Origin of the sequence: Mesorhizobium sp. M0522 (assembly GCF_040321085.1) — a bacterium.
In the GTDB taxonomy this organism is placed as follows: Bacteria; Pseudomonadota; Alphaproteobacteria; order Rhizobiales; family Rhizobiaceae; genus Mesorhizobium.
In genome coordinates, this window is record NZ_JAMYQW010000027.1 from 22,913 (window position 1) to 36,434 (window position 13,522).

Annotated in this window: 14 protein-coding genes; 4 read left to right on the forward strand and 10 right to left on the reverse strand. The window is 60.5% G+C overall.

The features are described 5' to 3' along the window. Window positions 1–18 precede the first annotated feature (18 nt). The 7 genes from NKI58_RS24580 to NKI58_RS24610 all read right to left on the reverse strand — a co-directional run bounded on the left by NKI58_RS24580 (window position 19) and on the right by NKI58_RS24610 (window position 5,927). Window positions 19–735, reverse strand: a complete 717-nt coding sequence (locus NKI58_RS24580; RefSeq protein WP_352718497.1) for an amino acid ABC transporter permease — start codon at window positions 733–735, stop codon at window positions 19–21. 69 nt (window positions 736–804) lie between these two features. Further along, complete coding sequence (locus NKI58_RS24585) at window positions 805–1,632, reverse strand: transporter substrate-binding domain-containing protein (protein ID WP_352484295.1); 828 nt, start codon at window positions 1,630–1,632, stop codon at window positions 805–807. Window positions 1,633–1,656: 24 nt separating this feature from the next. Beyond that, window positions 1,657–2,397, reverse strand: a complete 741-nt coding sequence (locus tag NKI58_RS24590; protein WP_031212966.1) for an amino acid ABC transporter ATP-binding protein — start codon at window positions 2,395–2,397, stop codon at window positions 1,657–1,659. 53 nt (window positions 2,398–2,450) lie between these two features. After that, window positions 2,451–3,014 (reverse strand): peroxidase-related enzyme, encoded by a 564-nt coding sequence (locus NKI58_RS24595; RefSeq protein WP_352590934.1) that lies wholly within the window; start codon window positions 3,012–3,014, stop codon window positions 2,451–2,453. Continuing rightward, on the reverse strand, window positions 3,011–3,481 hold the full coding sequence (locus NKI58_RS24600; RefSeq protein ID WP_198023648.1) for a CMD domain-containing protein: 471 nt from the start codon (window positions 3,479–3,481) through the stop codon (window positions 3,011–3,013). The genes NKI58_RS24595 and NKI58_RS24600 overlap by 4 nt, the downstream gene beginning before the upstream one ends. An 8-nt stretch (window positions 3,482–3,489) precedes the next feature. Further along, window positions 3,490–4,959 (reverse strand): NAD(P)-binding domain-containing protein, encoded by a 1,470-nt coding sequence (locus tag NKI58_RS24605; protein ID WP_352718491.1) that lies wholly within the window; start codon window positions 4,957–4,959, stop codon window positions 3,490–3,492. Further along, entirely contained in the window at window positions 4,956–5,927 is a 972-nt protein-coding gene (locus NKI58_RS24610; protein ID WP_352718488.1) for a LysR family transcriptional regulator, read from the reverse strand. Before NKI58_RS24610 ends, NKI58_RS24605 begins: the two co-directional genes overlap by 4 nt. 317 nt (window positions 5,928–6,244) lie before the next feature. Between NKI58_RS24610 and NKI58_RS24615 the strand changes: the two genes are divergently transcribed. After that, complete coding sequence (locus NKI58_RS24615) at window positions 6,245–7,315, forward strand: NAD/NADP octopine/nopaline dehydrogenase family protein (RefSeq protein WP_352718485.1); 1,071 nt, start codon at window positions 6,245–6,247, stop codon at window positions 7,313–7,315. A 352-nt stretch (window positions 7,316–7,667) separates the two neighbouring features. Next, window positions 7,668–8,210: a hypothetical protein gene (locus tag NKI58_RS24620; RefSeq protein WP_156937472.1), complete on the forward strand. Its 543-nt coding sequence runs from the start codon at window positions 7,668–7,670 to the stop codon at window positions 8,208–8,210. On the opposite strand, the gene NKI58_RS24625 is transcribed toward NKI58_RS24620, so the two are convergent. The 3 genes from NKI58_RS24625 to NKI58_RS24635 all read right to left on the reverse strand — a co-directional run bounded on the left by NKI58_RS24625 (window position 8,157) and on the right by NKI58_RS24635 (window position 11,858). Beyond that, entirely contained in the window at window positions 8,157–9,458 is a 1,302-nt protein-coding gene (locus NKI58_RS24625) for an MFS transporter (RefSeq protein ID WP_502895616.1), read from the reverse strand. The genes NKI58_RS24620 and NKI58_RS24625 overlap by 54 nt on opposite strands. Before the next feature lie 81 nt (window positions 9,459–9,539). Next, window positions 9,540–10,949, reverse strand: coding sequence for a chromate efflux transporter (gene chrA / locus NKI58_RS24630; protein ID WP_352718481.1), 1,410 nt, complete (start codon window positions 10,947–10,949; stop codon window positions 9,540–9,542). Between the two features lie 9 nt (window positions 10,950–10,958). Then, a complete protein-coding gene (locus NKI58_RS24635) occupies window positions 10,959–11,858 on the reverse strand; it encodes a chromate resistance protein ChrB domain-containing protein (RefSeq protein ID WP_352853797.1) in 900 nt (299 codons plus the stop codon). Window positions 11,859–12,061: 203 nt separating this feature from the next. Between NKI58_RS24635 and NKI58_RS24640 the strand changes: the two genes are divergently transcribed. After that, window positions 12,062–12,532, forward strand: a complete 471-nt coding sequence (locus tag NKI58_RS24640; protein WP_023680167.1) for a chromate resistance protein ChrB domain-containing protein — start codon at window positions 12,062–12,064, stop codon at window positions 12,530–12,532. Window positions 12,533–12,569: 37 nt separating this feature from the next. Continuing rightward, window positions 12,570–13,472 (forward strand): DUF1259 domain-containing protein, encoded by a 903-nt coding sequence (locus tag NKI58_RS24645; RefSeq protein ID WP_023680168.1) that lies wholly within the window; start codon window positions 12,570–12,572, stop codon window positions 13,470–13,472. Window positions 13,473–13,522: the final 50 nt, after the last annotated feature.

The following is a 13,522-nucleotide window of genomic DNA, read 5'->3' on the forward strand; positions in this document are numbered from 1 at the left end:
GGTTTAATACCCTTTAGGTCAGACGCTGGCGACGGCCGCATTCTTGATCGGAGTTGTTGTCGTCGCCTCAGGCGCTTGCATCGGCGATCGAAGCTCGAAGAAGCGCACGATGAGCCATGCGACCAGGCACATCAGCGAATAGATGACCGCCAGGACGAGGTAGGTTTCGAACTGGAACTGGTTGTAGTCGCGCTCCATGATCAGATGCGCAGTCGCCATCACGTCGGCCGCCCCGATGTACATGACCAGCGCAACGTTATGGATCAGGTAGATGATGGCGTTCCCATAGCCCGGCAAAGCGAAGTGCACCGCTTGCGGGCCGACGACGCGGGTGATCTTCTGTCGGAAGGTATATCCCAGACTGTCGGCCGCATCATGCTGGCCGCGATCGACGGCCAGGTATGCAGGTCGCATGACTTCCGACAGATACCCTCCATGATAGAGGCTCAGCCCCACCATCGCAGCGATCGTTGCAGAAATAAAATCCTCGGCGCCGAACAGGATCACCAACAAGGGCAGCCCGTAGAACGCGACGAATAACTGCAGGACGACGGGAACACTCCGGGCATAGGACACGTAGAGGTCAGTCAGGTGACTGATCACCGGTATCCTCTGAACTCGGAGTGTTGTCGCGACGAGAGCCAAGCAAAAGCCGACGACCATGGCCGTAACGGTGATGGCGAGAGTCAGCGGCAACGCCGAGACCAACTCGGGAATCATAGCAGAAACATCCACTTTGAAACGCTCCTTCTTGCAATTCAGCCTTACCGCTGGCTATCGCTACATGGTTGGGAAAAGGTCCTGTTACTTCATGTATTTGACGATGTCCTCGCCGAACCATTTCTGCGAGAGCTTTTCGATCGTGCCATCGTCTTTTAATTCCTTGAGAACCTTGTTCACATCGTCGGCTAAAACCTTGTTTTCGTCCGACCTATGAATCAGCATGTAGGTGTTGTTGCTGAAGACCGGATCGGACGCCACGATATCGAGCTTCTTTTCCTCGATGACGGTCTGCTCACCGAGATTCGAAGGCAGAACAAGCGCGTCGAATTTGCCGTTCTGAACTTCGTCCAGTCGGTTGGGATAGGGAATACCGGCGCTCGATGCCGTAACATCAAGCTTGTATTGTGGATTTTCTTTTTGCCAGTTCATGATGAACTTGTAGGTGCCGCCGCCGGCCGTGGTCGGAACGATCCTCTTGCCGACCAGGTCCTTCATTTCCTTGATGCCGCTGCCTTTTTTGCTGTAGATCTTCATCAGGCTGGCGCCCATGGGGTTTTCCGGAATGAAGAACTGCTTGGCGCGCTCAGGGGATTTGTAGTAGCCACCGACGGCGATGTCGTACTTGCCCGTGGCGAGGCCGGTTTCCTGCGCGATATCCGAAACACCTTCCATTTCGAACTTATACTGCGGCAGCTTTGCGTTGATCGCTCTCAGAAGATCGGGTTCATAGCCTTGCGGCTCTACGCCGATCGCACCCCATGCCAGCGGCTTGGATTCGGCAGACGTCGCGATCTTGATCGTGCGAACGGTCTGACCATTGCTGATCCCCGCGGTTGCAAGAGCAATTGCGATGCCGCCGGCAACAGCCAGGGCAGCGCGACGGGAAAAACTGGATGTGATTGCAGACATTTCTTAGGTTCCCTTCTTGTTGAGCTATTGAAAAGCGAGTTCTGACTGCAGGAATTGAGCAAGTCGTGGGCTGGATGGTGCATCGAAGATCTCAGCTGGACTGCCATCGGCGGCAACCACGCCACGATCCATGAAGACGATCCGGTTCGAGATGTTCTTTGCGAATTGCATCTCGTGGGTCACGAGCAGCGAAGTGATCCCTGACGACGTGACATCCTTGATCACCTTCAGAACTTCACCGACGAGTTCAGGATCCAGCGATGACGTAGGCTCATCGAAGAGCATCACGTTGGGACGAACCGCCAGCGCACGCGCGATGCCGGTGCGCTGGAGCTGGCCGCCCGACAGCTGGGACGGATAGCTGTCCCGCTTCGCTGAGAGACCGACCCGGTCAAGCTCTCGCAGCGCGATTTCACGCGCCTCGTCCGTTGACTTGCGCTGCACGACGACCAGCGGATCCATCACGTTCTGGAGGACGGTCATGTTCTTGAAGACATTGAACTGCTGAAAGACCATCGCTGTGCGAAGCCGGATCGCCTGGACAGCGGTCTTGTCGGCGCGCTGGTAGTCCATCCGAATCTGGTCGAACGCGATGGTTCCTGACGACGGCTTGGCCAGGTAGTTGATGCATTTCAGCAGCGTGGTCTTGCCGGTGCCGCTGGGGCCGATGATCGACACCACGTCACCCCGCTTTACCGAGAGATTGACGCCGTTCAGGACCTGCGTGCTTCCGTAAGACAGCTTTACATCTTTGAGTTCAAGCATTTCTGGTTGGTCCTTCAGAGTGGGACGGACTGCTTTGACCGTATGCGACGTCATCATCCGCTCTCCGCGTGGCCGAGAACGTGCATCAGCCTGTTTGCCCAGCCGAAGATCGCTATGGCGTGGACAAGGTCGATGATCTCGGCATCATTCATGCCGACGGCACGCAGCGAGGCGATGTCGTCTACCGTTGCTTCCGACGGCGCCGCCGACAGACGGCGGGCAAAGCTGTAGATTGCCGCATCGCGCGGCCCGAGCGCCTCGGGTTTGTCGAGATAAAGCGCGGTGACCACATCATCGCTCTTGGTCAGCTCTGCATGGCGGCGGGCGTGAACAACGGCGCAGAATTTGCAGCCATTGACGATCGAGGCACCCAATGCGCCAAGTTCGCGGTCGGGACGGGCAAGCCCGCCTTCGACATACATGATCGCGTTGAACAGAATCGTGCGGGCAAGATAGCTCTCTGGGTCATGCACAAGGGTGCGCACATATTCCGAAACTTTCTTGGCCGATGGCGTAACCTTCATCGCTTCAAGCTGTTCCGGCGTCGCCCCGGAGAGCTCGACCGGCGCGATGTACGGGTGCCAATTCAATGGCTTCAGGCGAACCGAGGAAATCATATCGACCTCATCAGGCGCAAGCCGGCCGCCACCCGTGTCTGGAAGTTCACAAAGGCAATCAGTTCGGAGAGCGCGACGATTTGAGGATTGTTCAATCCGGCCTTGGCGAGGAGGGCGATATGGCTCGCTTCCGCCTTTTTCGGCATCAGCGTGATCAGGTCGACGTGACGGGCGATGGTCGCCAATGGCTCATCGAGATCCGTTTCGCCCCGAGCCAATGCTCTGAGCTGCTCTGTCGGACCAAGTTGGGCCAGTTGCACATCATATTCGGCCATCAGGACGGGATCGGCATTCAGAGCGGCCATGCGACGGGCCAGAGCAACCCTCAAATTCGGCGCCAGCCCCTGATCGTTTGCCGGCTGCAGGACGGAGAGGCGACATTCCTCCGCCCCTTGCACAAATTCGGGCCGAAACCGCCGCGCAGCGAAAAGTGCATCGTTCGGCGAAATACCGGCGGCCTTGTCCATTGCGTCGATCACAGCGCGGCCTCCTTATGCAGCAAGGGTGTTGAATCGACCCATTCGTCGCCCAGAAGCTCGGGCGTGTCGTAGGCGATCAGATTGGCGAAGTGGGTTTCGACATCTTCGGCAAACAGCGATGCGGCAATGCCGCGGACGAGACGGTCGGCCCCGGCGCTGACGGCCGGGATGTCGCCGGAGACCTTGCCATGGGTCAGCATCGCGGCGTCGTTGAAGCAGTGGATATGCGCCAGCATCGGGCAGGAGCCGGGGACGCGTTCGCGAAACTCGAAGGCCGGACCGAGATCCGGCGCGTCCGACATGCCTGCACGAGCCGGCCCCATATCCGGCCTATATCGGCCATCCGACCAGGTGCGGATATGTGGGGCGATCGCCGCAAATTCCGGGCGGCCGCTGAAGTCATTTGAGAAGCCGGTTGCCGCGATCAGGAAGTCGTATCGCATCGGCCCTTGTGTGGTTTCGACCAGAAGGCCTCCCGCATCTTCCTTCACCGCAACTATGCCGCAGTCGAGAAAGAACCGGGCATTCGAGTGGCGAGACACGCGAAGCGTCGATGAACGCGGCGGCGGTGTCTGGGTCGAGGCGGTATAGTCGAAGAATTTCCACTTCCAGGCATCGGGCAGGTGGTAGATGCCGAGGACGACACCCTGGCTACCTATGCCGGTCAGCTTGTTGATGCGCGGCATTTCCTTGCGCCGGATTAACATGTCGACAGAGCCGGCACCCGCTTCGAGTGCCGTTGCGGCATTGTCCATGGACGAGGCACCAGCGCCGATAACCGCTACACGCTTACCTTTCAGCGCGTCGAAATCGATGTCGCCGGCAGAATGGGCCCAATAGGCGCGATCGATGCCCCTGAGGAAATCGGGCACGGCAAAACCGCCGAGACCGGACCGACCGGTGGCCAGAACGAGGCGACGGGTGAGAACCCGGCCGGCTTCCGCGCCCTCGATATCGATTGCAATCAGATCACCAACGGCTGCGACGCCGGTCATGCGTACACTGTTGCGCACCGGCAGACCAAGAACCTTCCGGTACCAGACCAGGTAGTCCATCCACTGGCCCTTGGGGATTTTGTCCAGCGACTGCCAGGCCTCAGGTCCCCATTGTGCCGTAAACCAGGCGCGGAACGTGAGCTGCGGCAGCCCGAGCGACGGACCGTGGAGGGTCTTCGGCGAGCGCAGCGTCTGCATACGCGCAAACGTTACCCATGGTCCTTCGAGCCCGGCCGGAGCCGCATCGTAGGCAACGACATTGGTTATCCCGGTCAGCACAAGCTTTGCCGTGGCAGCAAGTCCGCACATGCCGGCGCCGATCACTACGACGTCACGGACTGGGGCGCCATCGTGCGTGCGCTTGGGAACCCATGGCTTGGCGGGCAGTTCGAGAAAGTCGAGATCTTGCGCGAGCTGTGCTTCGAGCGCAGCAAGACCTGTCGGCGTTGGCGCGGCGGGGGTATGCTTCATATTCCCGTTCCGTGATTTGTGCCGGATGCAGGATCGCTCACCAATTGGCCAGCGAGGGTCGGATCTAGCTTCTTGAAGCCGACGATCGACCGTTCAGCCACCGCCTCGACCGCATCCATCAACGCCTGCGCGACTGGACGAAGGGGACGTTTTTCGGCAGCCACAACCCCCCAATAAAAGAGAACGGTCGCGTCAATCGGGCGGATGGCGACCCCAGGCAAGGCCACGCCATAGGCGGTGAGGGGATCAATGACAGCGGCAACGCCGGTCCGGCGCACGAGCTGCAACGCGCCATAGGCAGTATTCGTCCGGATCACTGGCCCGGTGTCGATGCCCCTGGCGGCCAATGCCTTGGAGACGTGCAGTTGGAAACGCAGCGGGTTGAGCAACGTAGCGACGCGACGGCCGGCAAAGGCCGAAAGCGGTATGACACCAAGTTCTGCCAGCGGATCATCCTCCCGCACGGCAGCAACATCGGGCGCCGAATAGAGCCGCAGGACATCCAGACCGGGCGTATCGAGCGGCAGGCTTGAAAAGCCGATCTCGGCACGACCGCTGCGTACTTCCTGGGCGACGGTGGAAGGAAGAAACTGTCCGAGATGTGTCTCGTGCGGAAGCTCGATACCCTTGAGCTCGGCCATGGCCGTCGGAATTAGGCCAGTGCCGATCGCAGAGGTTGTGACGATCTGCAGGATCCGACCCCGGCCGGCGGCGATCATCTTGGCCCGCGCGGCAAGCTCGGTGAAGGACATCAGCAGTCGCCGCGCCTCCTCTTCGAAAGCTACACCCTCTTCAGATAGCTGCACCCGGCGACCGACACGGTGCAGCAATTCGAAGCCGAGCTCCGCCTCGAGGTCCTGAATGGTGCGTGTCACCGAAGGCTGGGAACAGCCGAGCATCTCGGCAGCCTTGGTGATGCTGCCGTTGGCGGCAACGGCAAGAAAGGCCTGGAGATCTCGTGTTTCCATTTACGCCTGCATGCGCATTGTGTATGAGTAAGATCGTCTCATGCAGATTTGATATATGTCAAGGCGGAAATGAAATATGGCCGGAGGCGCGTGATTCGCCGTACGGTCGGAATAATTCGCAAGCCCACAGAGCGTCGTCGGCCGTCTCGGCCATGTGGCTCGAACGCGTTCCAGCTGAACCCCGTGGATGACGATTTCATGGGTAGCCAGGCTCTAGGAAGCGATGGGTTTGGATCGAGCTGTGCCTGCCTGTTGGCTGTGCATGCAATGGCGTTCGCCGCGCTGCGATCCATTAGGACTGGAACAGGAGAAATCCTATGCGCGTGAGTATTCTGGGGGCCGGCGCAATTGCTTACGGCCTTGCTGCCTACCTGGCGGAGGCGGGGCACGATCCAATGCTTTGGTCGCCGTCGGGAGAGCGCACCAAGGCGCTGGCCACCGGCGAATCGCTAACGGCCACGGGTGCTGTCGAGGTAACGGTCTCGGTGCGTATCGCCAAGGATTGTAAAGAGGCTATTGCCACTGCAGACGTTGTGATGATCGCGATGCCGGCTAATGGGCACAAGAAAGTGATGGATGCTGCCGCTCCTTATCTGAGGGAGGGAACGCCGGTAATCATCAGCTCGCACAGTTCCTTCGGAGCGCTGTATCTCTCCAGGCAGTTGGCGCAACGCAAGGTTAGTCTGCCGATCGTCGTCTGGGGCACAACGCTGGTGACAGGGCGTCAGTCCGGGCCGACAGAAGTCCATGTCGCCAGTGTTCGCCAGAAGCTCGATGTTGCGACCCTGCCTTTCGAGGCGATGGACCAAGGGTTCGAGCTTTGCACGACCTTGTTCGGCGATCGTTTCGTCAAGCGCGACGGCATGCTTGCTATCGCGCTCAGCAACCTCAATCCGCAGAACCATCTCGGGATCGCTCTTCTCAATCTCACACGCATGGAGAAGGGAGAACAATGGAGCCAGGCCGGAAATGTCACGCCGGCTGTCGGTCGCGTTATCGAGGCTCTGGATGCGGAACGATTGGCGATCGCCGCCCGTTTTGGAATTGCCGTGCGCACAGTTGAAGAGCATTTTTCATTGTCGTTTCACGTCCCCATGGCCACCGTTTCGGAAATGAACCAGGAGATGGATCGCCAAAGCCGCGGCGGCTTCGGCCCGTCAACCATCGAAAGCCGCTATATTCTCGAGGACGTTCCGTTCGGGCTGCTGCCGACCGTTTTGTTGGGGAAGATCAGCGGAAATTCAGCGATTCTCCATGAATCTGGAATTGCCATATTCTCGGCGGCTTACGGTCGCGATCTTAAGGGAGATAATGATATTCTTCCCGCGCTGGGCTTCGAGGGAATGGCAAAAGCGGACCTCGAAAACCTTTGCCGTAAGGGATTTTAACAAGTTTCCACAGTGGACTGGGACATAGGCCAAGTGCCCGAAAAACCACCGGGGCTGGTTGCCGGCGAGCACGACATGCAGGTTCCTCGGCGAGCGCCGGGAGATGTCTCCAGGAACTCAGCACGAGATCAAATGGTCCCGCCCGGCGGTGTGAGTGGGTCTGTAGCAGGGTCCGTCATCGAAACCCAGTGCGGCATGGTTCCGTCAGTTGCCAGATGCCTGAACATTGCATCAACTGCGCAGGCGCTTCGCGCCTCCATCAAGCCATGCAGGCGCCGACAGTCCGGAACAACGAGTGTCGTAGCCCGTTCAGGATAAGTGGTTCGTCCACAATCAGCTACGCGAGATAGACATGTTCCGATTTCTAGCGTTGGCAGGGACCATCTTGGGTCTGACGATCTCGCCGGCGCAGGCCGCCAGTGATGCGGATCAGGCTGTCGAACAATTTCACCGTACCTGTCTGGCCGAGGGTCCCAATTTCGAGCGCATGATAGAGACCGCGCACGAACGCAGGTGGACACTTATTGCCGAAGCAGGCTTCGCCGAACTCGCGCCAATCGCTAATCCAACCTCAGTGGAGGCATGGCTGGTGGCCGAAGCGGAGGAAGGATTGCCAGCAGGAACCATCATCGGCACCACCAAGGCAACGATGAGCGGCAAACCGGTGCAGACGTGTACGCTGGCATTTCCCGATATCGATCATGAGGCATTTCGGAAGAGTTTCTTCACCCGTACGGATGCCGAGAAGATTGCCGAAGATCGCGATACGGAGGAGTTCTCGCGTCTCTACATCCTTATTGCCGGCGGACGTAAGCAATTTGTCCGGCTGGTGGTCCTGCCTTCAACGCCACCAGGAAACCCGCGCGTCGTTGCCAGTTCGATCATCGCCGACTGACATGTCATTCCTCCCGCCCCCGTGCTCCTCTGGAGGGCGAACACTGCGAAATGTCGCGAGCAGCAGAAGGTCGTAGATAATTTTCAGCCCACCGGCGATGATCAGGGGCCAGCCGAAGCTGGAGACGGCAAGGAGAGCCCCTGCGAGGACTGGACTGGCGGCCGCCGCGAGGCTGCGCGGGACGGCGGTGATGCTCGCCGCGGCAGCCCGCTCTTCGGGCGTCACCACGGCCATGACGTACGATGTGCGGGTCGGCACGTCCATCTGCGACAGCGCGCTTCTAATCAGCAGAAGAACGATAGCCGGAGCGACGCTCGGCATGAACGGGATGAGCACCAGACAGAGGCTCGACGGAAGGTGCGTAAACACCATCGTGTTTATGAGTCCGATCTGCTGGGAAATTCGCACAGCGACCAAATAGGACGCAGCCGAAAGGACACCCGTCCAGAAAAAGATTGCGCCGGTCGCGGCGAGCGACAGGCCGAACCGTTGAAAGAGCCAGAGGGCCAACAACGACTGGACGACGAAGCCGCCTGCGAAAGCATCGAGGCTGAAGAGTGCGGCGAGCGTTAGAACGATGGAGCGAGACCTGCGCAATGGCTGTGCCGACACTCTGTTTGCGTCAGGCGCGTCACTCGGCAGCCGCCGATAGAGGAGCACCGCCGCCAACCCAAGCGAGGCATAAAGTAGAAAAGCTGCCTGGAGGGCCTGTTTCATTTCCAGACCGATGGCGTCGCGGAGAAAGTCGGGCGCTCCGGCGGCCAGCGCCCCGACGGCGCCGGCGAGGGAGCCGATGAGGCTGTACCGCGCAAAGAGCGCCGTGCGGCCGCGGTCGGTGACGTTCTGAGCAAGCTGCGCATGTTCGAGCGGTAGAAACACGCTGACGTCCCCTGAAGATGGGTTCAGCGTGCCGACGAATGCGATGAGAAGCAGCGGCCAGAAGTCGTGAACTGCAGCGAAGACGATCCCCGTGGCTATCATCAGGACAGCCGCTGCGGTCAGCAGGGCACGACGGGAGAAGCGATGCGCGACGATCCCAACGGCCAGGGTGAGGACGGCTGAACCGGCGAGCGTCGCCGTCGACAGGGTTCCGATCTCGAAGGCGTCGAAGCCGAGCGTGGCCAAATAGGCGGGAAGCAGGATGCTGACCAGACCGTCACCGAACGCCCGCAGTCCCCTTGATATCAGCAGGTTCGCAGCAGTCGGCTCAGCACCGGCGGGAAGGAGCCTGAAGCGCCGCTTCGGAATAGCTTTGCGCAAGCCGTGCACGAGCCGCTGTAACGTCAACGATGCCTCCTTACCCCTGGTAAGCGGCGCTGGCTGCACGGCTTAGATCGCTCCTGTCGCCATCCCGTAGAGCAGCCCGAGGATCGAACAGCCGGCGAGCACCGGGAGCATGCCGATCTTGAAGCGAAACACCGCTAGCAGCGCACCCAATGTCAGGACGAGCGACGCGATGTTGACGGAGCTGGGCACGGGCACATCGAATGTCATGCCGAACCCTTTGACCTCGCGCAGTGCTCCAAACAGGACGTGAAGCGCGAACCACACCGCCAGGTTCAGGATCACGCCCACCACGGCCGCCGTGATGGTCGCCAGCGCGGCGGACAAGGCCTTGTTGCTGCGCAGAGTTTCCACAAATGGCGCACCAACAAATATCCACAGGAAGCAAGGCGTGAAGGTGACCCAGGTGGTGAGCAGGCCGCCCAGCGTTCCGGCGAGCAGTGGATTAAGCGATCCCGGCGCCCGGAACGCGCCCATGAAGCCGACGAACTGGGTCACCATGATCAAGGGGCCAGGCGTCGTCTCCGCCATGCCGAGGCCGTCCAGCATCTCGCCAGGCTTCAGCCACCCATAGGTATCGACAGCCTGCTGCGCCACGTAAGCAAGGACGGCGTAGGCGCCTCCGAAGGTCACGACCGCCATCTTCGAGAAAAAGACCGCGATATCGGCGAAGACATTGCCGGACCCGAACAGCACGAAAAGGCCGAGGACAGGTGCCAGCCATAGCACCAGAAACACACCTCCGATCTTCAACGACCAGCTGACCGGCGGGCGAGCATGGGCAGGAATGCCTTCGCCGAGCGCCGATTCCGCGTCGGCGACCTGCTTGCCGCCGACCTTGCCATGGCCGTTGCCCGCCATGAACGCTGTCAGCCCGGCCCGCCCGCCGACGTACCCGATCACTCCGGCCGTCAGGACAATGAGCGGGAACGGGAGATGGAACAGGAAGAGCCCGATAAAGGCGGCGGCGGCGAGGCCTATCATGACCTTGTTCTTGAGCGCTCGCTTGCCGACCCGGATAACCGCCTCGAGCACGATGGCGAGGACGGCGGCCTTCAGACCGAAGAAAAGCGCCTGCACCGCGCCGACATTGCCTAAAATCGCATAGATCCAGCTCAGCGCCATGATGGCGAGGACGCCCGGCAGTACGAACAGCGTGCCGGCCACGAGCCCGCCTCGGGTTTTATGCAGGAGCCACCCGATGTAGACGGCGAGCTGCTGGGCCTCCGGTCCTGGCAGGAGCATGCAGTAGTTCAGCGCATGCAGGAACCGCGTCTCGCCGATCCAGCGCTTCTCCTCAACGAGGATGCGATGCATTACCGCGATCTGGCCGGCCGGGCCACCAAAACTCAATGCAGCGACTCGCGCCCAGACCCGCACTGCTTCGCGGAAGGGGATGGCATGCGAAGGTTCATCCCCCAGCGCATTCGGATGGACGGCATGGACGCTGGTCATTGGTTCCCCTCACCCGCGCTTCTGGCGGAAATACTGGTAGAGATTGTCGAAGACCGGGCCGCCCTGCCCGATCCGCTGCTCGTCGCCCTTATTCGTCATGGCGATGCCCGCGATTAGGCTGGCAATGCCCGTCGTCTCGTCGCGCCCGAACTTGCCGTCCTTGAGGTCAATATCATGGACGATCTCGGCGATGGCCTGCAGCGCCGGGTCGTCAAGCCCGGCCCGGGTGAGCAGCACCTCGAAGCTGCAGCGGTCGCCCTCATGGGTGATCTCACCGTCAAACATATCAAAGCGCAGCTCTCCCGGTTTTGCCGCATAGCTCTTGCCCGGGACGAAGCGGATGACGGCGTCTGGATCAATGAAGCGGCGGATTAGCCAGCTGCAGGCCATCCGGTCGACGTGCACGTCGCGGCGTGTCACCCAGATCCGGCCCTTGAGGTCAGTAATCGGCTCAGTCGCCTTTGACTCCTCGGTCATGGGCCGGTCCTCCACGAGATGCGTCTCGAGCTCGCCGAGCAAACCCTCGACCGCGAGGCGACCTGTGGCGCCGAAGAAGTCGATCGTGTCCACCTCGGCGAGCCGCTTGCGTATTCGGCCGAGCTGCGACCGTGTCTCCGCACGCTTTTCCGGCGTGGCGTTCGCGCCGATCTCGGTGGCGAGACCACGCGCTTCCTTGGCGATCTCCGCATAGTCGGCATCACGCGCCGCATCGAAGAGCGCTTGGACCTCGGCATCCGACAATCCGTCGACGAGACGCGCCTCGCATACCATCGCCTCGCCACCACCCGCGACGATCTCCTTCAGGAGCCACTCGAAATCCTCCTGCGTCTCGGCATTGGCCGGCAGTGCATAGACGGTGCTTTTTACCGCGACCGCGCCGATGCCTTGCAGCCGCCGCCAGATCTTCACCCGGAAATAGGCCGGCTTGCTCGGCAGCCGATGGATAAGGAGCAGCCAGCGCTGTTCCGTCGTTTCCCCCTCACTCATAAGTGAACCGTATCACGTGCACAAATAAATGCAACACTTGTATCATTTCATATTCGGGCGTAGCCTTGACCTCCTTATGGCAGTGGGCCGCCTGGGCTTGTTGCCAAAACAAGGGAGACAAGGCCGTGAAATGGGTTACCCGCGAACGTCCGGTCATCGACCGCATTGCCTGCCCCTGGCTGATCGCCCGCTTCATCGACAAGGAGTCCGAATTCCTGTTCGTGCCACCCGATCAGGTGATCCGTGTTGCCCAGGAAACGGGCGCCACACCGTACGACGTGCCGGGCGTCGAATTCACGCATGTCGGCGACGGCTGCAGTTTCGACACCTTCGTCTCGAAATACGGCCTCGAGCGCGATCCAGCCATCGTGACGATCGCTTCGATCGTTCGCGGCGCCGACACGGATCGGCACGATCTTACTCCACAGTCGGCGGGGCTGCTTGCGATCTCCATGGGGCTCAGGGACGTGACGCCCGATGACCAGGAAGTGCTCAAGCACGGCTTCGTCATCTACGACGCGCTCTATGCCTGGGCTTCGCGCCGCAAGGCGGAAACGCATAGTTGGCCACCTGCCATGAAACCGGCCGTGGCTTGAAAAGCTGGGCGATGGGGGCAGATCAAGGAGAACTCCCATGCGTGCAAAACTCGTGAGCGGCGCGATGCTGATCGCGGTCTCGGCGCTGCTGGAACCAGCATCGGCGGCATCCAATTGGCAGACAGTCGCGCAAACACTGGGCAAAGCCGGAACGGAAATGCCTGGCGGCGTCTACCGGGTCGGGTTGCCACGAACGGACCTGAAGGTTTCGCTCGACGGTGTGGCCCTTCAGCCCGGCTTTGCGCTCGGAGGCTGGGTCGCGTTCGAACCCATGGGAAACCAGACTATGGTCATGGGCGACATCGTTCTAACCCAGGACGAGCTGAACCCGGTCATGAAGAAGCTTGAAGAAGGTGGGATCGAGATAACTGCGGTGCACAACCACTTGTTGCGCGCCGAACCGATGACACTCTACATGCACGTCTTCGGCCAGGGTGACCCCGTCACGCTCGCCACAGCGCTTCATTCCGGTTTGGCGCTGACAAAGACGCCGATGGAGAATGCCGCGTCCGGTGCGTCACAATCGCAAGCATCCACGCAGCAGATCGAGTTCGACACAGCGGCCGTCGACCGGGCTATTGGTTACAAAGGAAAGGCCAATGGCGGCGTCTACCAGTTCAGTATCCCGCGCGCCGAACCGGTCAAGGAGAACGGGATGGACGTGCCGGCTGCCTTGGGCACGGCCATAGCGATCAACTTCCAATCGACCGACGGCGACAAAGCAGCGATCACGGGTGATTTTGTGCTGATCGCCAAGGAGGTCAATCCGGTTATCAAGGCCATACAAGACAACGGCATCGAGATCACGGCGTTGCATAGCCACATGCTCGATGAGCAGCCCCGGCTCTTCTTCATGCATTTCTGGGCGAACGACGATGCGCAGAAGCTGGCGAAAGGCCTGCGCGCAGCCCTCGACAAGGTCGCCGTCAAGAAGAGCTAAATATTGGGCCTCCGCGCGATCGCACGCAGGGAGGGAATCAGCCGATGTTG